This window comes from Microbacterium meiriae, from assembly GCF_040702565.1.
GTDB lineage: Bacteria > Actinomycetota > Actinomycetes > Actinomycetales > Microbacteriaceae > Microbacterium > Microbacterium meiriae.
Genome location: NZ_JBFBLJ010000001.1, coordinates 346,133 through 367,887 on the forward strand (window position 1 = coordinate 346,133; position 21,755 = coordinate 367,887).

The window sequence follows — 21,755 nt, forward strand, 5'->3', positions numbered from 1 at the left end:
GCAGGGTGCTCGGGAAGGGCGTGTGCACGCACCCCCGGACGACGCTGGGAGGAGGTCCGGTGAGCGCGCACGGGGGAGAGTCGCCGACCGTCAGTGTGTCGATCCAGACGGCTGCGGGCGACGAGGAGCGGGCGGAGCGGCTCGCGGAACAGCTCGACGGCGCGCTCGTCCGCATCAGCCGCACGAACACGGAGGCGGGTGTCGGCGCCGAGGCCGGGGCGTGGCAGCCATGGACACGACGAGCCACCCACCATCTGGTACTCGACGCCGCGGTGCGCCCGCACCCGCGTCTCATCGCGCAGGTGCACGAGGCGATCGCCGGACGGCCCGGGGCGGCCCTGAGACTCTTCACCCCCGGAGACGGCTACGCCTCGCACGCCCTCCGGGTGGCGGCGTTCTCCGGCCGCCCGTGGCTCATGCCGCCCGGACCCGACCCGTCGGCGGTCGCCGTGGTGCTCCCGCTCCCCGAGGCCGCGGAGTTCGCGCGTTCCCTCCAGGTCGGCGAGGTCGCCCCTGCGGGAGTGCTGCTGCATCGGTTCGCGAGGGAACGCGGCCTCGCTCTGCTCGCCAGTACCGCCGATCTCGTGCAGCCCGACCGGCCGGGGACGCACGCTCCGGGCACCGCCTTCCTCCCCGCCGCGGTCGCTCCCGCGGACTGGTGGCAGCGCGAGACGCTCCTCGCGCCGCCCTCGATCCCGGTGGTGCATCTGCGGGATGGAGAGCCGCTCTCCTACGAGGCCGTGCCGGGCGCGGCGGACCGCTGGCGCCTTCGCGCGCGGCGAGACGTTCCGACGCCGCATGCCCGCCGATTCGCACGCATGATGCACGACCGCCTTCTCGGCACGGAGGTCGCTCGCAGCCACCTGCGCGCGGCCGCCGTGCTCCTCGGGGTGGCGGGAGTGCTGCGCGACCAGCTCGTCCTGGCATCGGATCGGGGTCGGCCGTCCGACGGCTTCGGCGCGGCGGTGGCGCGGGAGGCGGCGGCGACCCTCGCCCTCGGGACGCTGCCGGAGGCGGTACCGGCCGCGGGGCGACCGGATGGCGCTGCGGAGCTCCGCGACGCGTTCCAGACGCTGTATGAGGAGATGACAGGGATCCTCGGCGGCTCCCTCCCCGTGCCGGAGCATGGAGCCGATCCATAGGCCGCCTCGCTAGTGTGTCGAAGGCAAGGGGAGTACTCCCGTCTGCAGCGACGTCGTCATGACGGGCATGTCATCGTGCCCCGGCCCGCTGGCCCGCGAGGGTGGAGGAGACCTTGGCACCCGAATCGCGGGCTGCCCGGAACCCTTGTCGTCGCCCGACGTCGCGGAGAACGGCGGCCCGTCCCACGAAGGGACCCCCATGTCGAAGCTCTCCCGCCTGATCCGCCTCGCCACCGATGCCATCGATGCGAAGGGCGGAAGCCCCGGTGCGCGTGCCGGCGACGGCACTCGCCCCTCGACGGACTGGAGCGGGATGATCCGGGGCGCGGTGGACGCCGTCCGAGCCCAGGACCCCCAGCCGCAGCGCCCGACCACGCCTCCTGCCGCCTCCTCGGCTGCGGACGCCCGTCCGGGTGGCGCACGAGCGTCCACCTCGGGCACGTACGCCCCACCGCCGGCCCCCGGTGCCGCCGGCGGGCGCGACGTCGCCGCGGCGGACCGTGCGGCCATCGCCCGGTACGACTACCTCCTGCAGACGGCCGACCCCCACCGGATCGAGCAGATCCATCGCGAGGCCTTCACGCGCCTCACGCCGACGCAGCGGGAGCACGTCGAGGCCCGCATGCGGGCCGAGCTCCCCACGGAAGAGCAGCCGCGCTCGTCCTCCCCTGACGACCTCGCGCGCGCGGCCGGACGGGCCGAGGCGATGCGACCGGGCCGTCTGCGCGGGCTTCTCTCCCGTGTCCGCGGCGGCGGTGCGGGCGGGGCCGCGGTCGCTGCGGGCGGCGCGGCGGTCGGCGTGCTGGGCGTCGTGGCCGGCGGCGCCGTCGTGAGCACCGTGGCCGCACCGCTCCTTGAGCAGGCGGCGGGGCTCGGCGTGGACTTCGAGGCCCTGGCCTCCGGCGTCGACTTCGATGCTCTGGCCGGCGGCGCCGACGAGATCCTCGGCTCGGCCGGCGAGGCCGTGTCGGGGCTCGGCGAGGCGGCGACCGGTTGGGGGGAGCGGCTCGGTGATCTCGGCATCCCCGGGATCGGCGACATCCTCGGACGGTGACGGGTGCCCCCGCTGGGACTCGAACCCAGACTGAAGCGATTTTAAGTCGCCTGCCTCTGCCATTGGGCTACGGGGGCCGCGCGGCCAGCCTATCGTCGGCGGGGTCGTGACCCGGCGGGGCTCAGGCCATAGGGTGGGGGAGTGCTCGACCTCACCGACGAACTGAGCCCCGTCCCGGGAGGCCCCGCGGTCGCCCCCGAATGGGAGGACCCGGGCCGCTACTGGCCGCGCTTGTCGGCGGCGACCGGGCATCTTCCGGCGCCGGTCGCGGTGATCGATCGCGAGGCCCTCCGCTACAACGCGATGGACCTGCTCGTCCGTGCGGGCGGTCTGCCGATCCGGGTGGCGTCGAAGTCGGTGCGGGTGCGTGCGGTCCTCGATGCCGTGCTGCGCCTCCCGGGTTTCCGCGGCATCCTCGCGTTCACGCTGGAGGAGGCCCTCTGGCTCGCGGAGACGCACGACGACATCGTGCTGGGCTACCCGACGGTCGACCGGGCCGCCCTCGAACGGCTCTGCGCCGACGAACAGGCGGCGCAGCGCATCACCCTCATGATCGACGACCCGGTGCACCTCGATCTCGTCGACAGCGTTGCGGCGCCTTCGGCGCGGCCCGAGCTCCGGGTGGCGATCGACGTCGACGCGTCCTGGCGATCGGCGCTGCTCGGACACATCGGCGTCCGCCGCTCGGCCCTCTTCTCGGCCGGTGAAGTCGCGGCGTTCGCTCGGAAGGTCGCGGCGCGCCCCGGCTTCCGTCTCGTGGGGCTGCAGATGTACGACGCGCAGATCGCGGGACAGGGCGACGCCGGCCCCGATGGGCCGCTCATCCGTCGAGTCCAGGCCCGGTCGCGTGACGAGCTGCGGGAGCGGCGGGCGGCGATCGTCTCCGCGGTCGGCGCGGTGACGCCGCTCGAGTTCCTCAACGGCGGGGGGACGGGCTCCCTCGAGTTCAGCGGCAGTGACGAGTCCCTCACCGAGGCCAGCGCGGGCAGCGGCCTGCTCGGGGGACACCTGTTCGACGGGTACCGGTCCTTCCGGCCCGCACCGGCCGCCGCGTTCGCCTTCGACGTCGTGCGCCGTCCCGCGGTGGACATCGCCACCGTGCTGGGCGGCGGCTGGATCGCCTCCGGTCCCGCGGTCGCCTCGCGGCAGCCGCGCCCGGTGTGGCCGGCGAACCTCCGCACGCTTCCGCGGGAGGCGGCCGGAGAGGTGCAGACGCCGGTGCAGGGGCCGACCGCCGCGACCCTGGGCGTCGGCGATCGCGTCTGGTTCCGTCACGCCAAGAGCGGTGAACCGGCAGAGCGCATCGCCGCCTACCACCTCGTCTCCGGCGACGAGGTCGTCGACGAGCTGCCGACGTATCGTGGCGAGGGGAAGGCGTTCCTGTGACGAGGATCGGCGGCACCTGGCAGAACTGGGGCCGATCGGCGTCCGTCCGCCCGGTCCGGGTCGAGCGCCCGCGCAGCCCCGAAGGCGTGCAGCGCGCCGTGCGGGCAGCGGCGCGGCAGGGGCTGACGATCAAAGCGGTCGGCGCCGGTCACAGCTTCACCGGGATCGCCGTCGCGCCCGGTGTGCTCCTCGAACTCGACGATCTCCAGGGCCTCGTCTCGGCGGACGTCGCGAGCGGACACGTCACGCTCCTCGCCGGCACGCGGCTGCATCGCATCCCCGGGCTGCTCGCGCGCTACGGTCTCGCGATGGAGAACCTCGGCGACATCGACCGGCAATCCATCGCGGGCGCGATCTCCACGGGCACGCACGGGACCGGCGCCGGCTTCGGCGGTCTCGCCACGCAGGTGGTGGGGGTGACCCTCATCACCGCAGACGGGGAGTTCCTCCGCATCGATGAGGCGCACAGTCCCGAGCTGCTGCCGGCGGTCGCCCTGGGGCTGGGTGCGCTCGGCATCATCGTCGAGGTGACGCTGCAGTGCGTGCCGACGTTCGTGATGCATGCGATCGACGAGCCGGTGCCCCTGGACGAGGTGCTCTCCACGATCGACGAACGCGTCGCCGCGGCCGACCACTTCGAGTTCTACTGGTTCCCGCACACCGACGTGGCACTGACCAAGCGGCAATCGCGGCTGCCCGAGTCGACGCGGAGAAAGCCTCTGCCGATCGTGGGCCGGTGGGTGGACGAAACCCTTCTCGCCAACGGCGTGTACCGCGTCGTCTGCGCGGCGGGACAGGCCGTCCCGGCGATCACGCCGCCGTTCAACCGGCTCGCCGTGCGGCTCACCGGGGACCGGGAGTACACCGACCTGTCGAACCGCGTGCTCACCCAGAGTCGGACCGTGCGGTTCCGCGAGATGGAGTACGCGCTGCCGGCCGCCGAGGTCGTGCCGGCGTTCCGCGCCCTCCAGGAGCTCATCGCACAGCGCGGCTGGCGCATCGAATTCCCCGTGGAGGTGCGGTTCGCGGCGGCGGACGACCGCTGGCTCTCGACGGCGCACGACCGCGCGACCGCGTACATCGCGGTGCACCGGTACTGGCGGGCGGACCCGACCGTGTACTTCGGCGCGGTGGAGGAGATCATGCTGGCGCACGGCGGCCGCCCGCACTGGGGCAAGCTGCACACGCTGACGCACGAGACCCTGCGTGACCGGTATCCGCGCTTCGACGACTTCGTGGCAGTGCGCGACCGCCTCGATCCGGAGCGCCGGTTCACGAACCGGTACCTGGAGCGGGTTCTGGGCAGCTGATGCGCGGGCCGGCGAGCTGCCGCGTCCCCAGTCCACGTGCAGGCACCGCGTCTAGGATGAGAGAAACACGGGAAAGGGTGGGGCACTGATGGAATGGCTCGTGCCGGTACTGATCGTCGTCGGGGTGATCCTGCTCGTCGGCGTCTATCTCTGGGCGACGTACAACTCGCTGGTGCAGCTGAACGTCCGCGTGGACGAAGCGTGGAGCGGCATCACGGTCCAGCTCAAGCGCCGTGCCGACCTCATCCCGAATCTCATCGAGACGGTCAAGGGCTATGCCTCGCACGAGAAGGCGGTGTTCGAGAACGTCACCCGCGCCCGTGCCGAGACCCTCTCCGCCAGCAGCCCCGGTGAGGCGGGGATCGCCGAAGGGCACCTGCAGCAGGCGCTGCGCAGCCTCTTCGCTGTGGCCGAGGCCTACCCGCAGCTCCAGGCGAGCCAGAACTTCCTGCAGGTGCAGCAGGCCCTCGTCGACACCGAGGACAAGATCCAGGCCGCGCGGCGCTTCTACAACGGCGGGGTGAGGGAGCTGAACACGAAGATCAAGGTGTTCCCCAACAACCTCTTCGCCAAGGGGCTCGGCTTCACGGAGCGCGAGTTCTTCGAGGTCGCCGACAGCGGCGCCATCTCCGAGCCGCCGCGCGTGCAGTTCTGATCCTCGCCCTCACCACACGGTGAGGGCGAGTTCGTCTGCGGTGATCTCGACGCCTCCGCGCACGCTCCATGCGGTACTGCGATAGGTGACCGACCGCGTCGTCCCGTTCTGTCCGGTGCCGGTCACCGTCGCCTCGAGGACGCCGTCGTCGGCGGCGAACGTCGTCGGGGTGAGGGTCACCATCGGGAACCGCTCGACGCGGAAGGCGACATCGGAGACCTCTCGGAACTCCGTGCCCCAGGGGATCCGGATGCCGCAGTTCTCGGGAATCGCGCTTCCACCGGCCGTGCAGATCTCCAGGTAGGCCTCGAGCTGCGACTGCGCGGCCTCGGTCGCCTCGGGGCGGAGCGCGGCGGTCACTGTCGCCGTGGCGTCGCCGCCGGGCAGCACGACGGCCTCGGTCGTCCCCGTCAGCAGCGTCAGGGGCGCGGCCGCCACGGGATACACGGCAGGCAGCAGCGCCGCATCCTCCGCCACCGGGAGGACGGCATCGCCGACCTGCACGGCCGTCCCGACCGTCGTCGTGGCGCGGAGCGTGCCGAGGCCGGAGGCGTCGACGGCCCAGCGCCCGTCCTCCTGAACCAGCCTCAGCCGGGCCTCGTGCTCGTCCCCGTCGAGCCGGAACGTCACGGTCGCGGACACCTCGCCGTCGCTGTCGCGGACCCCCGTGACCTGGGCGTCCTCGATGGTCGAGGCTGCCCCGGCGAACGCGGCGAGGGCGCGGTCGGACACCGCGGTCCCGGTCGCCGTGACCGCCTCCGGCTCGCCCGTCTCCAGAGCCCGGAGGTAGTCCCGCACGGCCTCTTCCGGGGTGGGCGAGCGGAGCGTGGAGACACCCCACCACACCGCTGCCGCCACGGCGACGACCGCGACGAGGCCGGCCAGGAGCCACCGGTGACGACGGGTCATGCGACACCCTCGCGCACGTGGACATGACGCCGCACCACGCCCGGCGCGGTCGAGGCGAGCGCCGCGTGGACGGCTGCGGTCGCATCGCCCCACCCGGAGACCGACACCTGCTCGAGGCCCTGCCACTGCGCGGCCCGCAGGAGCTCCGCGGCGATCGGCTCGGCATCACCCGGGCGAGCCTGCGGCTCCCACCACGCCGACTGCACCTGGAGGGTCGAGGTGCCGCGGTCGGCCTTGAGGTCGACGCGCGCCACGATCCGGTCGCCGACGAGCACGGGAAGCGAGTAGTAGCCGTAGCGGCGCTTCGCGGCCGGGACGTAGATCTCGATGCGGTAGTCGAGCTCGAATGCCCGCAACGCGCGTTCCCGGAACCACACCACCGGATCGAAGGGGGTCAGCAGGGCGGCGGTCTCGACCCGGCGTGGGAGCACGGCGTCCCGGTGCCGCCAGGCGGGGAGAGGTCTGCCACCACGCTCCCAGCCGCGGACGCTCACCGGCTGCACCTCTTCGGTGTCCACGAGGTCGGCGATCGCCGCCGTCACCGCAGCGCGGTCGCGGAGACGGTAGTAGTCCGCGAGATCGGCCGCGGTGCCGACGCCGCTGGAGCGCGCCGCACGCCGGACGAGCTCGCGGATGGCGTCCTCCCGCGGGATCTCCCGGGACCGGATGCCGTCCGGGATGACCTGCTCGGCGAGGGCGTACGTGCGTTCGAACCCCCGGCGCCCGCTCACGGCCACATCGCCCGTGCGCCACAGATGCTCGAGAGCGAGCTTGACCTCGTCCCAGTCCCACCAGGTGCCGCGCTCGCGCGGGGCATCGGCACGGAGGTCGACGGGGCGCAGGGGTCCGCGCGCGCGAAGCTCGTCCTGAACCCACTCCACCGTCCGGGCATTCGAGCGGAGCCAGGAGTCCTCCGCGGACCAGCGTCGCCGGAAGTCGTCCATGCGGAACCGCCACAGGGGCCAGTCCTCGACGGGGATGAAAGTCGCCTCATGGGCGAGATACTCCACGTAATGGGTCGTGCGGGACAGGAAGAGGCGGTCGAGGAGCGCGGGATCATAGGCGCCGAGACGGGAGAACAGCGGGAGGTAGTGCGACCGGGCGAACACGTTGACGGAGTCGATCTGCAGCACGCCGAGCCGGTCCATCACGCGGTGCAGATGGCGCCCGGAGACGGTGGCCGGACGTGCGCGGGTGAAGCCCTGGGCGGCGAGGGCGATCCGGCGTGCCTGAGCGGGACTGAGGGTGTCGGTCACGCCGCCAGCGTATCCCCGGTATCCGACATCGTCGCCGCGCGCAAGATGCGTCGAACGGCATACGGCATGACCGTAGACTGAGGCGATGAGCGAGGACCAGCGACCCCGGCTGCGCGATCTGTTCCGTCCGCGCCCCGTGGTGACCGATCGGACCGTGACCACCGAAGCCGACGAAGCGGTGCCGCTGCCTCTGCGCATCACGGCGAGCTACGCCTGGCGCCTGCTGCTCATCGCAGCGGCCATCGGCGTCTTCATCTGGCTGGTGATGCTGCTCAAGCTCCTCGTCATCCCGCTCATGGTCGGGATCCTCATCACCGCCCTGCTGTGGCCGGCGTTCTCCTGGATGCTGCGCCACGGGTTCCCGCGCTGGCTCGCGATCGCCGTCTCGCTCATCGGCACCGCGGCGATCGTCACGGGACTCATGTGGCTCGTGGTGTGGCAGGTGCGCGCCCAGCTCCCCGACGTGCAGCAGCGCACGACCGAGGCCTTGGACCAGTTCCAGGTCTGGCTGCACGAGGGCCCGCTGAGTCTGTCGGACACGCAGATCGCGGACTATCTGCAGCAGGGCCTCGACTTCATCAGCGAGCAGGCGCAGGTCCTCTGGACGGGGGCCCTCGCGATCGGGACCACCGTGGGGCACGTCGCCACGGGGGCGCTGCTGTCCCTGTTCATCCTCATCTGCCTCCTCGCGGACGGCGCCGGTATCTGGCGCTGGACGCTCCGGATCTTCCCGCGGAAGGCCCGTCCCGCTGTCGACGGTGCCGCGCGCAACGGCTGGACGACGATCGTCAACTACGCCAGGACGCAGCTGTTCGTGGCGACGATCGACGCGATCGGCATCGGCCTCGGTGCCTTCCTGCTCCAGGTCCCGCTCGCGCTGCCCGTCGCCGTCCTGGTGTTCCTCGGCTCGTTCATCCCGATCGTCGGTGCGGTCGTGACCGGTGCGGTCGCCGTGTTCCTCGCGCTCGTCTACAACGGCCCGTGGATCGCGCTCTGGATGCTCGTGGTCGTGCTGGCCGTGCAGCAGATCGAGGGTCACATCCTGCAGCCGATCATGATGGGCTCCGCCGTCAAGGTGCACCCGCTCGCCGTCGTCCTCGTGGTCGCGGGCGGCGCGATGATCGCGGGGATCCCCGGCGCCCTCTTCGCCGTTCCGCTGGCCGCGTTCGTGAACGTGGCGGCGGTGACCATCAGCTCGGGATCCTGGCGCACCGGCGTCGGGCCGAGCGGAGACCTGATCTGGAGCACAGTTCCGCGCGAGCGGAGACGGAGGAATCGATGAGCGCAGTCCCCAGCCTGACCGAGTTCCAGGACGCGGCTCGAAGTCTGGCTGAGGTGATCTCGCACACCCCGACCCTGCCCTCGCGGGCGCTGTCCGATGCGCTCGGCGCCCCGGTGCTGCTGAAGATGGAGAACCTGCAGCGCACGGGCTCCTTCAAGATCCGCGGTGCGGCCTACCGCCTCTCCCGGCTCAGCGCGGAGGAGCGCTCCCGCGGCGTCGTGGCGGCCTCGGCCGGGAACCACGCACAGGGCGTCGCCCTGGCCGCCCAGGCACTCGGCATCCCCGCGACGATCTTCATGCCGCTCGGGGTCCCGGTTCCGAAGCTCCTCGCCACACGCGGGTACGGCGCGGACGTGGTGCTCGAGGGGGAGACGGTCGCCACCTCGCTGCGCCTGGCCGCCGAGTTCTCCGAGCGCACCGGTGCCGTGCTCATCCATCCCTTCGATCACCGTGACATCGTCATCGGGCAGGGCACGCTCGGCCTGGAACTGCTGGAGGATGCGCCCGAGATCGACACCGTCGTCCTCGGGATCGGCGGCGGCGGGCTGATCGCCGGCGTCGCCGCAGCGGTGAAGGCCAAGGCCGCGGAACTCGGTCGCACGATCCGCGTGATCGGCGTGCAGGCGGAGAACGCGGCCGCCGTCCCGCCGTCGCTGGCGGCCGGGGAGCCGGTCGACATCGTCACGCGCCCCACCATCGCGGACGGCATCCTCGTCGCGCGACCGGGCGCCGTGCCGTTCGAGATCATCAAGGAACTCGTCGACGAGGTCGTCACGGTCTCCGACGACGACCTCGCGCGCGCGATGCTCGTGCTCCTGGAACAGGCGAAGGTCGTGGTCGAGCCGGCCGGTGCGGCAGGCGTCGCTGCCATCCTCTCCGGACGCGTGTCGGCGACCGGCACGACGATGGCGGTGCTGTCCGGCGGCAACATCGACCCGCTCCTGCTGCAGCGGGTGGTGTCGCACGGCCTCGCCGCCTCCGGGCGGTACCTCACGATCCGCATCCCGCTACCCGACCGTCCGGGTCAGCTCGCCCGCGTGTCCGAGCTCATCGCGGAGGCGGGAGCGAACGTCATCGAGGCCATGCACACCCGTCACGGCCACGGACTCCAGATCAGCGAGGTCATCCTCGAACTGAGCGTGGAGACCCGCGGGGCGGAGCACTCGGCCCACACGCTGGACACCCTCCGTCGCGCCGGGTTCGCGCCCATCGTCGTCCCGGACTGAGTCCGCCCGATATGACGCACCCCCTCGACCGTCGCGGTCGAGGGGGTGCGTCGTGACGAACAGGCGTCAGCCCGTGTAGGTCTCGACCTTCACGATCTCGACGCTGATCGAGCGGCCGTTCGGCGCCTCGTACGACGAGGACTCACCGACCTTGAGGCCGAGGATCGCCTGGCCCAGCGGGCTGGCCTCGCTGTAGACGTCGAGGTCGCTGCCGGCGGCGGCGATCTCGCGGCTGCCGAGGAGGAAGACCTCCTCGCCGCCCGCGACGACCGCGGTCACGACAGTGCCTGGCTCGACGATGCCGCGGCTGGCGGGAGCCTCGCCCACCTTCGCGGTCTTCAGCAGCGCCTCCAGGGTGCGGATGCGCGCCTCCTGCTTGCCCTGCTCGTCCTTCGCCGCGTGGTAGCCGCCGTTCTCCTTGAGGTCGCCCTCCTCGCGGGCCGCCTCGATGCGCTTGGCGATCTCGTCGCGGCCGACGGTGGAGAGGTGTTCCAGCTCGGCGACGAGCCGGTCGTAGGCTTCCTGCGTGAGGAAGGGGACCTGAGCATCGGTGGACATGACGAAGCTCCTTCTATCGGGATCCCGCCGAGATGCCGCGGGGGATATGCCAAGACGCCCCGGCACGGTGCCGGGGCGTCGTCTGTCTGGCATCAGTCTAGGCGACCCAGCAGGTGTTCACCAAACCTGTCGTGGCCTCCGCGACGGTCGGGATGCGCTCCGCACGGGTGAGCGAGTGGGCGTCTCCGGCCGGGACCTCCACGATCTTCCAGCCCACGACACCGAACTCCTCGTCGAGGGCTTCGAGCACGCAGACGACGTCCTTGCCCTGGACGCCGGTGACCTGGAAGCGGAGGTCGACGGCATGCTCGTCCACGAGTTCGAAGCCCAGGTCGTCGGCATCGACGGAGCTCATCGACTGACTCACGGTGGACCAGGCGAGGGCGGCGAGGAGGAGCAGGGCGACGGCCCCGGCGAGGAACCACGGCCACCGACGGCGGCGGGTGCGGCCGTAACGTTCGTCGAGCTGGAGGGCGGTCGTCACAGGTGGGGTCTTCCGGTCGTTAGGCTGGTGTTACCAGGTTATGCGACCTGCGTACGAAAGGCCGATTCATGCGCTTCCTCTCCGAGACTCCGATGCCGACACCGTCGATGACGGTGGCTCCGGAGTCGGTCACGCCGGGCTTCGCCGGCTTCGCGGTGATCGTCTTCGTGCTCATCGCCGTGATCCTGCTGATCTGGGACATGAACCGCCGGATCCGCCGGGTGCGGTACCGCGAAGAGGTCCGCGAGGAGCTCGACGCGGAAGAAGCCGCCCGCGCCGCCGAGAACGCCGCGGACGACGGTCGCACCGCACCGGAAGCTCCGGCCGCGTCCGATGAGGGGCCGCGCGAGCGCTGACCCCGGCTCAGGGCGCGCCGAGCGACGGCGACAGCGGGTGCAGGGCGATCAGCAGGCACGCCGTCCAGTGGCACAGGAACGCCAGAACAGTGCACACGTGGAAGATCTCGTGGAAGCCGAAGTGTCCGGGCCAGGGGTTCGGCTTCTTCAGCGCGTAGACGATGGCGCCGCCCGTGTAGAGCAGACCGCCGACGATCACGAGGACCATCATGGCGACGTTGGCGTCGAGCAGGTCGACGATGTACATCACCGCGGCCCAGCCGAGCAGTAGGTACAGCGCGACGTAGAGCCAGCGCGGCGCGTGGATCCAGAACACCCGGAAGAGGATGCCGAGCAGGGCTCCGCTCCAGACCAGCGTCAGCAGCAGGACGCCCTTCGCCGGCGGCAGCGCCAGGGTCGCGAGCGGCGTGTACGTGCCGGCGATGAGCAGCAGGATGTTCGCATGGTCGATCCGCTTGAGGATGCCCTTGACCCGCGGCCGCCAGTTGAAGCGGTGGTACACGGCCGAGTTCCCGAACAGCAGCAGCGAGGTGGCCATGAAGACCACCGCGGCCCACTTCGCCGCGGCGCCCTGCGACACGACGACGAGGACGATGCCGGCGACGAGCGCGACGGGGAACGTGCCGGCGTGGATCCAGCCGCGCCAGGTCGGTTTGATCTCGGTCGCCGCATCGGCGGCCGCGGCTTCGAGCAGCGGCAGCTGTGGGACGTCGGCGCCGGTCTGGTCGGAAGTGCTCACGTGCTCACTCTAAGCGGCTGCGCATGCCCCGCCCCGTACATGTCCCCAGGTTCTGCACCGGCGCGGAAGACCGGGGCAGGGTAGCGTAGGTGGGTGATGTCACCCGAGAGCCCGGGGCGGGGACCGCTGTACCGGCTGTACACCAGCCGGCTGCGTCGTCAGCTCGATCCGGCCTCCGTTCCGCACCATGTCGCGATGATGATCGACGGCAATCGCCGGTGGGCGCGGCAGCTCGGATTCGACACCCCGGCCGAAGGGCACCGTGCGGGGGCGGCCAAGATGCAGGAGTTCCTCGGCTGGTGCGATGAGCTCGGGGTACGGGTCGTCTCGCTCTACCTCCTGTCCAGCGACAACCTCCGCAAACGGGACTCGGCCGAGCTCGCCGATCTCATCGAGATCATCGCGGAGCTCGCCGAGGCGCTATCCCAGAAGGGGAACTGGCGGGTCAAGCACGTCGGCCGCTCCGACATCCTCCCCGTCGAACTGGCACGGGTGCTCGCCGACGCGGAGGAGCGGACGAAGGACCACACCGGACTGCACGTGAACCTCGCGGTCGGCTACGGCGGCCGGAACGAGATCGTCGACGCGGTGCGCAGCATCATCACGAAGCATGAGGCATCGGGTGGCACGCTGGAAGACCTCGCGGCGCACCTCACTCCGGAGATGATCGGGGAGCACCTCTACACGGGCGGCCAGCCCGACCCCGACCTCGTGATCCGCACGAGCGGCGAGCAGCGGCTGAGCGACTTCCTGCTGTGGCAGAGCGCGCACAGCGAGTTCTACTTCGTCGAGGCCTTGGGGCCGGACCTCCGCCAGGTCGACTTCCTCCGCGCGATCCGCGACTACGCCGACCGCGACCGCCGATTCGGACGCTGATCCGGGAACCGCGCGCGCGTGTCACAATGACGCAGTGAGCTCCTTCGACGACTACATCGGAACGTTCGACGCCGAGCCCGGGTACCTGAACTGGGCGGCGTTCGGCCCCGTGTCACCCTCGGTCCGTGCCGAGGTGTTCGCGGACGCGGACCTGCTCGGCAGCGGTCGGCCGTCGTCGCTGGCCCTCGTGGGAGAGCGGATCGGGCAGGCGCAGGAGGTCATCGCCGAACTCCTCGGCGCGGACGCCGCGGAGGTCACGCTGCAGCCGTCGTCGACGCACGGCCTCATGCACGCGCTCTACGGGGTCTCCGGCGCGGTCATCGCGAGCACGGCGGAGTTCCCGAGTGTGAGCCTCACTCTGGAGCGCGCGGCGACCGCGTCCGGCCGCGTGGTCACACCACGGTGGATCACGCCCGAGGACGGACGGGTCACTCCCGACGCCGTCAGTGCTGTCCTCGACGACGAGGTCGTCGCCCTCGCCGTCAGCCACGTCGACTTCCGCACCGGCTACCGTGCCGACCTCGCCGCGCTGCGTGACGTCCTCGGCCCTGATCGCCTCCTCATCGTCGATGCCGTGCAGTCCTTCGGTGTGATCGACGCCGACTACAGCGTCGCGGACGTCGTCGTCGGGCACGGGTACAAGTGGCTGCGCGCGGGCCGGGGCACCGGGTTCGCCTGGTTCTCGCCGCAGGCGCGCGAGCGCATCGCACCCGTGCTCTCCGGCATCACCGGGACGACGGCGAGCGGACTCTTCGTCGACGAGCTGCCCGCCCCGGCACCGGACGCGAAGGCGTACACGATCAGCGTGCCGGACACGCTCGCCGCCGGCCGGCTCTCAACCGGCGCACGCGATGTCAGGGACGCCGGCGTCGCGGCCATCGAAGAGCGGGTCTCCGCGCAGGTGGACGCGGTGATCGAGACCGCCGACCGCCATGGGATCGCCGTCGTCTCCCCGCGCGACCGCACCGAGCGCGCGGGGATCGTCGCCCTCGCACCGGAGGAACCCGCTCGGCTCGCGGCGGCCCTCGCGAACGCCGGACTGGTCGTCACGGCGCGTGGCGAGTCGATCCGCGTCGCACCGCACGCGGGCACCGACGCCGAGACCCTCGCACTGCTCGATGAGACCCTCGGCGCGTTCGGCAAGGAATCGTTCATCGTCCCGTAACGAATCGCTGGCGTGTCTTGTCCGTGGAAAACGCCCGGGCGGTCGTACCTTCAAGGCATCGGGCAAGGCGCCCGGTCGGGTCGGCCTCAGGTTCGCGACTCGTGACCCCCTGGTCGACTCGTTCGAATAGCCGGGAATCCCCGGGTCGGGAGTGGGTCGTGACCACACGTTCAGCGCAGCAGTCCACCAGCACCGCGCAGCAGTCCACCCGTCAGACGACGAGACAGGCCGCGGCCGCAGAACCCGATCAGGATCTGCGCACCTACGTCCTCGACACCTCGGTCCTGCTGAGCGATCCGCAGGCGCTCTTCCGCTTCGCGGAGCATTCCGTGGTGCTCCCGGTGGTCGTCATCACCGAACTCGAGGGCAAGCGGCACGACCCGGAGATCGGCTACTTCGCCCGCCAGGCGCTGCGTCACCTCGACGACCTCCGCGTCGAGCACGGCCGCCTCGACTTCCCGGTGGAGGTCGGCGAGGGCGGCACCCTCCGCGTGGAGCTCGGCAACGCCGACCTCTCGGTGCTCCCGGCCGGCATCCGCCTCAGTGACAACGACAGCCGCATCCTCTCCGTGGCGATGCACCTCGCGCAGGACGGCCAGGACGTGACCATCGTGTCGAAGGATCTCCCGATGCGGGTGAAGGCGGCGTCCCTCGGGCTGCGTGCCGAGGAGTATCTCGCGGAGCAGGCCGTCGACTCGGGCTGGACCGGCATCGCCACCCTCGACCTCTCCGGCGATGACATCAGCGACCTCTATGAGAGCGAGGTCGGGATCAGTGAGGACGTGCACGGGCTCCCCGTCAACACCGGCCTCATCATCCACTCCGAGCGCGGATCGGCCCTCGGTCGGGTCACCGGCGACGGCGAGTTCCGGCTCGTCCGCGGGGACCGGGACATCTTCGGCATGCACGGGCGCTCCGCCGAACAGCGCATCGCGATCGATCTGCTCCTCGACCCCGAGGTGGGCATCGTGTCGCTGGGCGGACGCGCGGGCACCGGCAAGTCCGCGCTGGCGCTGTGCGCGGGTCTGGAGGCCGTGCTGGAGCGGCAGCAGCAGAAGAAGATCATCGTGTTCCGTCCGCTGTTCGCCGTCGGGGGCCAGGAGCTCGGGTACCTCCCGGGCGACCAGGGGGAGAAGATGAACCCCTGGGGCCAGGCGGTGTATGACACCCTCGGCTCCGTCGTCTCCGGGAACGTCATCGACGAGGTCGTGGAGCGCGGGTTGCTGGAGGTCATGCCGCTCACCCACATCCGCGGACGGTCCCTGCACGACGCCTTCGTGATCGTGGATGAGGCGCAGTCCCTGGAGCGGAACGTGCTGCTCACGGTGCTCAGCAGGATGGGCCAGAACTCCCGAGTGATCCTCACCCACGACGTCGGGCAGCGCGACAACCTCCGGGTCGGTCGGCACGACGGCATCGCGAGCGTCATCGAGACCCTCAAGGGACACGGCCTCTTCGGCCACGTCACCCTGACCCGCTCGGAGCGCTCCGCCATCGCCGCCCTCGTCACGGACCTCCTGGAGGGCGGCGAGCTCAGCTGACCCGATCCGTGCGGGCGGGCTCTGCACGACCCGGGCCCGCCCGCACGATCGCGTCCCGGCCGCACGATCTCGTCCCGCCTGTTGGCCCCACCGGCCTCTTCGATCGTGCATCCATGTCGGGCTCGTGCACCTGGAGGTCCAGACGTCACGTCACACGAGCGGGTGGATACACGGTCCCGTCGGATACACGATCTCCCGGATGCACGATCCGACGACAGTGGTGGGTCGATCAGGGGTGTTCCGTCGTGCAGGCGTACCCAGCTCGTGCATCCGTCCCGCGGGCCCTCGGACGTCGGTAGCGACACCTGCACGATCCTGCACCGTCGGCCGGCTGCCGGGACCGGAGGGGTCGTGCACGCGGAACGGGGTCGTGCAGGTGGAACGGGGCCGTGCGGGCGGAACGGGGCCGTGCGGGCGGAACGGGGTCGTGCGAGCGGAACCGCGGTCAGACGCGGTCGCGGGCCCGGTGCAGAGCCCCTTCGATCGCAGCCTGGACCATGGGCCAGTCGTGCACGACCTGGGCGTAGTCGAAGCGCAGCGTCTCGTACCCGAGTCGCGATGCCGCAGCATCGCGGGAGAGATCGCGGTGACGCATCTCGGGAGCACCGTGGTGCTCGCGGCCGTCGACCTCGATGATGAGGCGACCGTCGACCACGAAGTCGACGCGGCCGACACCGGGGATCGAGACCTGCGTCGCGAGGTGGACGCCGAGGATGTGGAGACGGAGGCGCAGGAGGGATTCCAGACCGCTGTCCGCGTCGGAACGGGCGAAGTCCACGAGCCAACGCGCGGACCGGGGCAGCGCGGCGCGGATCCGGGCTCGTGACGCGCTGCCGATCAGACCCAGGCGCCAGGCGGACTCGAACGAGACGAAGAACGACTCGTCACCCTCGCAGGCGTGCAGATGCCGGAGCGCGTCCTCGACAGCCACGATGCCGAACCGGGTGCGTCCCTCGAAATGATGCGGGATGCACCGGCACTCGATGTGCGGGTGCGCGCGGCCGTTGCGCCCGAGCCAGACGTGCGGCGCATCGCTCTCCGACAGCACCCAGACTCCGTGGGCACGTAGCGCGGTGCCGCAGCTGATGGCCCCTCCGTGGGCAGCCGCCGTGAGCACCGTCGCGTCGAGGTCGTGGGTGGCGAACACCCCCGCGCGGACCCGATGGATCCGGCCGGCGCGCACCGCGCGGGACAAGGCGGAGCGGGAGATTCCGAAAGCCCCGAGGTCGCGACCGCGGGCGATGCCTCCGAGACGGTGAAGGGTCGAGACGGGATCGAGCATTCGCCGATTCTGCGTCCTCCGGCGTCACGGCGGGGGCCGAAGGGCGTCGTGGGGACGAGCCGGGGTGTCCGCGGATCCGTGGAGGAAGAGTCACCTGCACGATCCGGAGCCGCGGGTAGTCCTGATCCGGGGATTCCGTCGTGCAGACGGAACGTGGTCGTGCATCCGAGGTGGGAACCGAGACGGACGGAAAACGGGAACGGGGCCGGGACGGTGCCGGAAACGACGGATGCCGCGGGGACCGAGGTCCTCGCGGCATCCGTCTTCGAGCGTGGATCAGCCCGGGTGGGTCATCGACAGCAGGTCGAGCTTCTCGTCCAGCTGCTCGAGGGTGAGCTCGCCGCGCTCGACGTAGCCGAGGTCGATCACGGCGTCGCGCACCGTGATGCCCTTGGCGACCGAGTGCTTGGCGATCTTCGCCGCGGCTTCGTAGCCGATGAGCTTGTTCAGGGGCGTCACGATCGACGGGCTCATACCCGCGAAGGCCGCCGCCCGCTCGACGTTCGCCTGCAGGCCGTCGATCGTCTTGTCTGCGAGCACCCGCGAGGCGTTCGACAGCAGACGGATCGACTCGAGCACCGCGGTGCCCATGACCGGGATGGCGACGTTCAGCTCGAACGAGCCGGAGGCGCCGGCCCAGGCGACCGTGGCGTCGTTGCCGATGACCCGCGCGCACACCATGAGCACGGCCTCGGGCACGACGGGGTTGACCTTGCCCGGCATGATCGACGACCCCGGCTGCAGGTCGGGGATGTGCAGCTCGCCGAGACCGGTGTTGGGGCCGGAGCCCATCCAGCGCAGGTCGTTGTTGATCTTCGTGAGCGACACGGCGATCGTGCGGAGCGCGCCGGAGGCCTCGACGAGACCGTCGCGGTTCGCCTGCGCCTCGAAGTGGTCCTTCGCCTCGGTGATCGGCAGCTCGGTCTCGGCCGCGAGCAGCTCGATGACCTTCTGCGGGAATCCGAGGGGAGTGTTGATCCCGGTGCCGACGGCGGTGCCGCCCAGGGGCACCTCGGCCACGCGGGGGAGCGCCGACTGCACGCGCTCGATGCCCAGACGGATCTGGCGGGCGTAGCCGCCGAACTCCTGGCCGAGCGTGACGGGCGTCGCGTCCATGAGGTGCGTGCGGCCGGACTTGACCGCGTCCTTCCAGAGCTCCGCCTTGGCCTCGAGCGCGACCGCGAGGTGGTCGAGCGCGGGGATCAGGGTGTCGATGAGCGCCTGGGTGACCGCGATGTGCACCGAGGTCGGGAACACGTCGTTCGACGACTGCGAGGCGTTCACGTGGTCGTTGGGGTGCACGGTCGATCCGAGGATGCGGCTCGCGAGCGTCGCCAGGACCTCGTTCATGTTCATGTTCGACGAGGTGCCGGAGCCGGTCTGGTAGGTGTCGACCGGGAACTCGCCGTCGTGTGCGCCGGATGCGACCTGGTCGGCGGCCTGCGCGATGGCATCGGCGATGGCGCCGTCGAGGGTGCCGAGCTCCTTGTTGGCCAGGGCGGCGGCCTTCTTGATACGCGCGAGTGCGGCGATCTGCGTCGACTCCAGGCCCTTGCCGGAGATCGGGAAGTTCTCCACGGCGCGCTGCGTCTGCGCCCCGTAGAGCGCGTTCACGGGCACTCGCACCTCACCCATGGTGTCGTGTTCGATGCGGTACTCGGTGTCGGTCATTCCGAACCCTCCTTGGTTGCGGGGTCGATCCCCTCGGCTTCGATGCCGACCGTGACGACGGGCGCTGCCTCGCCCTCGGCCAGACGATAGTTGGCGCCGACGATGCCGAGACGGCCTTCGGCGACGGCGTTGCTGATGATCTCGGACGACTGCAGCAGGTCGTTGACGGTGTTGCGCAGGTGCTCGCGGCCGACGAGCTCCGCATCGATGTCGGCCACCGTGCCGCCGCCGCTCTCCGCGAGGACCTTGCGGGCGGCAGGGACGATCGGCGCGATGAGCTTCCAGATGTGCGGGGGGAGCGGGTCGGCGTCGATGGCCGTGCCGTCGATGGCGGCACGCACCGCACCGCAGGAGTCGTGCGCGAGGACCACGATGAGCGGCACCTCGAGAACGGCGACCGCGTACTCCAGGCTCGCCACGATCGACTCGCCGATCACCTGTCCGGCGTTGCGCACGACGAACAGGTCGCCGAGGCCGAGGTCGAAGATGATCTCGGCGGCGAGACGGGAGTCCGAGCAGCCGAACAGCGTCGCGACGGGGTGCTGGGCCGCGGTGAGGTCCTTGCGACGGTCGACGTTCTGGTTCGGGTGCTGGGGCTCGTCGCGGACGAAGCGACGGTTGCCGTCCTGCATCTGCTTCCAGGCGGCGGCGGGGGTCAGCGGGTGGGTCATCGGGCCTCCGAGACGGTGCGGATCTGGGGGATGAGCGACTCCGCGAGCTCGGCGGTGGAGTCCGCGGAGCGGGAGCCGTAGAGGAGCACATAGTCGTCGCCGGCCTGGGTGCTGAGGGCATAGGTGACGTTCGCCTCGGCGCTGGCGGAGCCGGGCTGGTAGACGTCCCACTCCCGGCCGCCGATGCGCACGGTGTCGGTCGGGGCGACGCCGTTCAGCCGCTGCGGGGCCCAGGAGGCATCGGCGTCGAACGCCTGGGCGAGCTTGATGAATCCGCGCTCATCCTGCGCCGCGGGCGCGAGGGTGACCTCCCAGACCACGGGGGCTCCGCTCTGGAGTTCCGCCGCGTTCACCCGCCAGAACTCGTCCGTCTCGGGAACGATCGCCGGGCTGCCCATGGACGACTCGACGTCGGCGGCGATGGCGGCCACGTCGATCGGCTTCGCCGCGACCGGCTCACCGCGGGGGACGAGCGCGATGATGACGACGACGACCGCGAGGGTCACCACGAGGGCGGCGACGAGATTGCGGACCGTCTGGCTCGACCGATAGGCCTTGCTCGACGCGGCCTTGCGCGCGGCGGTCTCGTCAGGTGTCTCCGGCCGACCGAGGTCGGCGTTGATCGCGGGGCCCTTGCTCATGACGCGTCGCTCTCGTCGGCGGTGGCGGTGCGAGCGGCCTCGAGCCGGCGCTTCGCGCCGAGCAGCCACTCCTCGCAACGGGCGGCCAGGGCCTCGCCGCGCTCCCAGAGTGCGAGCGAGTGCTCGAGGGTCGGTGCCCCCTGTTCGAGCTCGGCGACGACCCGCACGAGCTCGTCACGGGCCGCCTCGAACGACAGCGTGTCCACGGGGGTGTCGTTCACGGCGCTCACTCCTCCATCCTACGTCGTGCCTCGGACGCCTCCCGCTCAGGCGTCCTCCGCGATCTCGCCCTCCGAGCGCACCGCCAACGACCCTCGGTCCACCGTGAGCGTCAGCGCACTGCCCGCGGGCGCATCGGCTGCATCGCGGAGGATGACACCGCCCTCGAGGTGTGCGATCGCGTAGCCGCGGGCCAGGGTGGCGGCGGGGGACAGGGCGCGCAGCGAGGCGCGCAACTCGCCCGTCCGGCGGCCGGCGTCGTCGAGCTGCCGGGTGACCGCGTCGCGGCCACGGGCGAGGAGCAGGAAGGTCTCCTGCGCGCGCGTGTCGATGATCGGAGCGGGGGAGCGCAGCACGGGACGGGACCGCAGCTGCTCCAGCTGGGCGATGTCGTGCGAGAGGCGCTGGGTGAGGCGCGTCGTGGCGCGGGACCGGAGCTGCGCGATGAGCGCGCGCTGCTCCCCGACGTCGGGGACGACGCGCTTGGCGGCGTCGGTCGGCGTCGACGCGCGCAGATCGGCGACGTCGTCGAGGAGGGGATGGTCGTTCTCATGGCCGATGGCGCTGACCACCGGCGTGGAGGCCGCCGCGACGGCGCGGACCAGGCGCTCGTCGCTGAAGCCGAGGAGGGTCTGCGGGTCGCCGCCGCCGCGCGCGATGATGATGACGTCGACCTCGGGGTCGGCGTCGAGACGGGCCAACGCGGCCAGGGTGTCCGGCACGCAGCGGTCGCCCTGCACGGCGGCGTACGCGGTCTTGAACCGTACCTGCGGCCAGCGCAGCTCGGCGTTGCGGTGCACGTCCTTCTCGGCGTCGGAGCGCTCGCCGGTGATGAGGCCGATGACGTGGGGGAGGAACGGCAGGCGCTTCTTGCGGGCGGGGTCGAAGAGGCCCTCCTGGCGGAGCTGCACGCGCAGCCGCTCCAGGCGTTCGAGCTGGTCGCCGAGCCCGACGTGCTTCATGGCGGAGACCGCGAAGCTGAAGTCGCCGGAGCGGACGAAGTAGTCGGCCTTGACGGCGGCGACGACGTGATCGCCCACACCCAGGTCGGCGGGGATGCGGCCGCGCACGCTCGACCAGACGCGGATGGAGATCTGCGCGTCGGAGCGGGTGTCCTTGAGGCGGGCGAAGACGTTCCCGGCGCGGACGTTCCACGAGGTGATCTCGCCCTCGACCCAGACCGTGTTCCAGCGGGCCACGAAGTCGCGGATGGTGGCGTTCAGTCGGGCCACGGACGTCGGCGCCTGGGCGGTGGAGTCGCGCGGGGCCACGGCATCCGCCGGCGGCGTCTCGCCCGGTCCTGTCGCCGCTTCGAAGACTGTCATCTGCTCC

At 71.3% G+C, this 21,755-nt stretch carries 22 protein-coding genes and 1 tRNA gene; 11 read left to right on the top strand and 12 right to left on the bottom strand.

Annotated features, from left to right (window positions below):
• Nucleotides 1-59 precede the first annotated feature (59 nt).
• Together AB0310_RS01640 and AB0310_RS01645 are read left to right on the top strand one after the other, a co-directional pair.
• A complete protein-coding gene (locus AB0310_RS01640; RefSeq protein ID WP_366236449.1) occupies nucleotides 60-1,142 on the top strand; it encodes a hypothetical protein in 1,083 nt (360 codons plus the stop codon).
• 199 nt (nucleotides 1,143-1,341) lie between these two features.
• On the top strand, nucleotides 1,342-2,196 hold the full coding sequence (locus AB0310_RS01645; RefSeq protein ID WP_366236450.1) for a cation-transporting ATPase: 855 nt from the start codon (nucleotides 1,342-1,344) through the stop codon (nucleotides 2,194-2,196).
• Between the two features lie 4 nt (nucleotides 2,197-2,200).
• Here AB0310_RS01645 and AB0310_RS01650 read toward each other — a convergent pair.
• Nucleotides 2,201-2,273: transfer RNA gene (locus AB0310_RS01650), tRNA-Leu, on the bottom strand.
• Between the two features lie 64 nt (nucleotides 2,274-2,337).
• Here AB0310_RS01650 and AB0310_RS01655 point away from each other — a divergent pair.
• From AB0310_RS01655 to AB0310_RS01665, 3 genes are all read left to right on the top strand, one after another.
• On the top strand, nucleotides 2,338-3,582 hold the full coding sequence (locus AB0310_RS01655; protein WP_187663585.1) for an alanine racemase: 1,245 nt from the start codon (nucleotides 2,338-2,340) through the stop codon (nucleotides 3,580-3,582).
• The gene (locus AB0310_RS01660) at nucleotides 3,579-4,892 is read left to right on the top strand and encodes an FAD-linked oxidoreductase, L-gulonolactone oxidase family (RefSeq protein ID WP_366236451.1); all 1,314 of its coding nucleotides are present in this window, start codon (nucleotides 3,579-3,581) and stop codon (nucleotides 4,890-4,892) included. The genes AB0310_RS01655 and AB0310_RS01660 overlap by 4 nt, the downstream gene beginning before the upstream one ends.
• Nucleotides 4,893-4,980: 88 nt before the next feature.
• On the top strand, nucleotides 4,981-5,547 hold the full coding sequence (locus AB0310_RS01665; RefSeq protein ID WP_366236452.1) for a LemA family protein: 567 nt from the start codon (nucleotides 4,981-4,983) through the stop codon (nucleotides 5,545-5,547).
• A gap of 9 nt (nucleotides 5,548-5,556) precedes the next feature.
• Here AB0310_RS01665 and AB0310_RS01670 read toward each other — a convergent pair whose 3' ends face one another.
• Both AB0310_RS01670 and AB0310_RS01675 read right to left on the bottom strand, forming a co-directional pair.
• On the bottom strand, nucleotides 5,557-6,456 hold the full coding sequence (locus AB0310_RS01670) for a hypothetical protein (protein WP_366236453.1): 900 nt from the start codon (nucleotides 6,454-6,456) through the stop codon (nucleotides 5,557-5,559).
• Nucleotides 6,453-7,712, bottom strand: coding sequence for a winged helix-turn-helix domain-containing protein (locus AB0310_RS01675; RefSeq protein ID WP_366236454.1), 1,260 nt, complete (start codon nucleotides 7,710-7,712; stop codon nucleotides 6,453-6,455). The genes AB0310_RS01670 and AB0310_RS01675 overlap by 4 nt, the downstream gene beginning before the upstream one ends.
• Nucleotides 7,713-7,797: 85 nt before the next feature.
• On the opposite strand from AB0310_RS01675, the gene AB0310_RS01680 reads away from it, so the two are divergent.
• Nucleotides 7,798-8,994 carry an AI-2E family transporter gene (locus AB0310_RS01680; protein WP_187663589.1) on the top strand — a complete coding sequence of 399 codons (1,197 nt, stop codon included), beginning with the start codon at nucleotides 7,798-7,800 and terminating at the stop codon, nucleotides 8,992-8,994.
• Nucleotides 8,991-10,220, top strand: coding sequence for a threonine ammonia-lyase (gene ilvA / locus AB0310_RS01685; RefSeq protein ID WP_187663590.1), 1,230 nt, complete (start codon nucleotides 8,991-8,993; stop codon nucleotides 10,218-10,220). Before AB0310_RS01680 ends, ilvA begins: the two co-directional genes overlap by 4 nt.
• Before the next feature lie 66 nt (nucleotides 10,221-10,286).
• Here the strand turns inward: ilvA and greA are convergent, their stop codons facing one another.
• Both greA and AB0310_RS01695 read right to left on the bottom strand, forming a co-directional pair.
• A complete protein-coding gene (gene greA, locus AB0310_RS01690; RefSeq protein WP_136051615.1) occupies nucleotides 10,287-10,778 on the bottom strand; it encodes a transcription elongation factor GreA in 492 nt (163 codons plus the stop codon).
• A 97-nt stretch (nucleotides 10,779-10,875) separates the two neighbouring features.
• Nucleotides 10,876-11,262, bottom strand: coding sequence for a DUF4307 domain-containing protein (locus AB0310_RS01695; protein ID WP_366236455.1), 387 nt, complete (start codon nucleotides 11,260-11,262; stop codon nucleotides 10,876-10,878).
• 68 nt (nucleotides 11,263-11,330) lie between these two features.
• Between AB0310_RS01695 and AB0310_RS01700 the strand changes: the two genes are divergently transcribed.
• The gene (locus tag AB0310_RS01700; protein WP_259952160.1) at nucleotides 11,331-11,618 is read left to right on the top strand and encodes a hypothetical protein; all 288 of its coding nucleotides are present in this window, start codon (nucleotides 11,331-11,333) and stop codon (nucleotides 11,616-11,618) included.
• Nucleotides 11,619-11,625: 7 nt separating this feature from the next.
• Here the strand turns inward: AB0310_RS01700 and trhA are convergent, their stop codons facing one another.
• Entirely contained in the window at nucleotides 11,626-12,357 is a 732-nt protein-coding gene (gene trhA / locus AB0310_RS01705; RefSeq protein WP_366236456.1) for a PAQR family membrane homeostasis protein TrhA, read from the bottom strand.
• 96 nt (nucleotides 12,358-12,453) lie between these two features.
• Here trhA and AB0310_RS01710 point away from each other — a divergent pair, with 96 nt between their 5' ends.
• The 3 genes from AB0310_RS01710 to phoH2 all read left to right on the top strand — a co-directional run bounded on the left by AB0310_RS01710 (nucleotide 12,454) and on the right by phoH2 (nucleotide 15,939).
• Entirely contained in the window at nucleotides 12,454-13,233 is a 780-nt protein-coding gene (locus tag AB0310_RS01710) for an isoprenyl transferase (RefSeq protein ID WP_366236913.1), read from the top strand.
• 34 nt (nucleotides 13,234-13,267) lie between these two features.
• Entirely contained in the window at nucleotides 13,268-14,398 is a 1,131-nt protein-coding gene (locus AB0310_RS01715; protein WP_366236457.1) for an aminotransferase class V-fold PLP-dependent enzyme, read from the top strand.
• Nucleotides 14,399-14,556: 158 nt separating this feature from the next.
• Nucleotides 14,557-15,939, top strand: coding sequence for an RNA 5'-3' helicase PhoH2 (phoH2, locus tag AB0310_RS01720; protein WP_370428680.1), 1,383 nt, complete (start codon nucleotides 14,557-14,559; stop codon nucleotides 15,937-15,939).
• Nucleotides 15,940-16,384: 445 nt separating this feature from the next.
• Here the strand turns inward: phoH2 and AB0310_RS01725 are convergent, their stop codons facing one another.
• The 6 genes from AB0310_RS01725 to xseA all read right to left on the bottom strand — a co-directional run bounded on the left by AB0310_RS01725 (nucleotide 16,385) and on the right by xseA (nucleotide 21,748).
• Nucleotides 16,385-17,221 (bottom strand): type IV toxin-antitoxin system AbiEi family antitoxin domain-containing protein, encoded by an 837-nt coding sequence (locus AB0310_RS01725; RefSeq protein ID WP_366236458.1) that lies wholly within the window; start codon nucleotides 17,219-17,221, stop codon nucleotides 16,385-16,387.
• Between the two features lie 276 nt (nucleotides 17,222-17,497).
• Nucleotides 17,498-18,892, bottom strand: coding sequence for a class II fumarate hydratase (locus AB0310_RS01730; RefSeq protein WP_187663597.1), 1,395 nt, complete (start codon nucleotides 18,890-18,892; stop codon nucleotides 17,498-17,500).
• Entirely contained in the window at nucleotides 18,889-19,563 is a 675-nt protein-coding gene (locus AB0310_RS01735) for a carbonic anhydrase (RefSeq protein WP_187663598.1), read from the bottom strand. Before AB0310_RS01735 ends, AB0310_RS01730 begins: the two co-directional genes overlap by 4 nt.
• A complete protein-coding gene (locus tag AB0310_RS01740; protein ID WP_366236459.1) occupies nucleotides 19,560-20,204 on the bottom strand; it encodes a DUF4245 family protein in 645 nt (214 codons plus the stop codon). Before AB0310_RS01740 ends, AB0310_RS01735 begins: the two co-directional genes overlap by 4 nt.
• Nucleotides 20,201-20,434 (bottom strand): exodeoxyribonuclease VII small subunit, encoded by a 234-nt coding sequence (locus AB0310_RS01745; RefSeq protein ID WP_187663600.1) that lies wholly within the window; start codon nucleotides 20,432-20,434, stop codon nucleotides 20,201-20,203. Before AB0310_RS01745 ends, AB0310_RS01740 begins: the two co-directional genes overlap by 4 nt.
• Nucleotides 20,435-20,470: 36 nt before the next feature.
• The gene (gene xseA / locus AB0310_RS01750) at nucleotides 20,471-21,748 is read right to left on the bottom strand and encodes an exodeoxyribonuclease VII large subunit (RefSeq protein ID WP_268777781.1); all 1,278 of its coding nucleotides are present in this window, start codon (nucleotides 21,746-21,748) and stop codon (nucleotides 20,471-20,473) included.
• Nucleotides 21,749-21,755: the final 7 nt, after the last annotated feature.

What these genes read in the sequence shown, in the direction of transcription:
- AB0310_RS01645 (WP_366236450.1), top strand. Translation starts at nt 1,342, where the DNA reads ATGTCGAAGCTCTCCCGCCTGATCCGCCTCGCCACCGATGCCATCGAT.
- AB0310_RS01665 (WP_366236452.1), top strand. Translation starts at nt 4,981, where the DNA reads ATGGAATGGCTCGTGCCGGTACTGATCGTCGTCGGGGTGATCCTGCTC.
- AB0310_RS01670 (WP_366236453.1), bottom strand. Translation starts at nt 6,456, where the DNA reads ATGACCCGTCGTCACCGGTGGCTCCTGGCCGGCCTCGTCGCGGTCGTC.
- AB0310_RS01680 (WP_187663589.1), top strand. Translation starts at nt 7,798, where the DNA reads ATGAGCGAGGACCAGCGACCCCGGCTGCGCGATCTGTTCCGTCCGCGC.
- ilvA (WP_187663590.1), top strand. Translation starts at nt 8,991, where the DNA reads ATGAGCGCAGTCCCCAGCCTGACCGAGTTCCAGGACGCGGCTCGAAGT.
- greA (WP_136051615.1), bottom strand. Translation starts at nt 10,778, where the DNA reads ATGTCCACCGATGCTCAGGTCCCCTTCCTCACGCAGGAAGCCTACGAC.
- AB0310_RS01700 (WP_259952160.1), top strand. Translation starts at nt 11,331, where the DNA reads ATGCGCTTCCTCTCCGAGACTCCGATGCCGACACCGTCGATGACGGTG.
- AB0310_RS01710 (WP_366236913.1), top strand. Translation starts at nt 12,454, where the DNA reads ATGTCACCCGAGAGCCCGGGGCGGGGACCGCTGTACCGGCTGTACACC.
- AB0310_RS01725 (WP_366236458.1), bottom strand. Translation starts at nt 17,221, where the DNA reads ATGCTCGATCCCGTCTCGACCCTTCACCGTCTCGGAGGCATCGCCCGC.
- AB0310_RS01730 (WP_187663597.1), bottom strand. Translation starts at nt 18,892, where the DNA reads ATGACCGACACCGAGTACCGCATCGAACACGACACCATGGGTGAGGTG.
- AB0310_RS01735 (WP_187663598.1), bottom strand. Translation starts at nt 19,563, where the DNA reads ATGACCCACCCGCTGACCCCCGCCGCCGCCTGGAAGCAGATGCAGGAC.
- AB0310_RS01740 (WP_366236459.1), bottom strand. Translation starts at nt 20,204, where the DNA reads ATGAGCAAGGGCCCCGCGATCAACGCCGACCTCGGTCGGCCGGAGACA.
- xseA (WP_268777781.1), bottom strand. Translation starts at nt 21,748, where the DNA reads ATGACAGTCTTCGAAGCGGCGACAGGACCGGGCGAGACGCCGCCGGCG.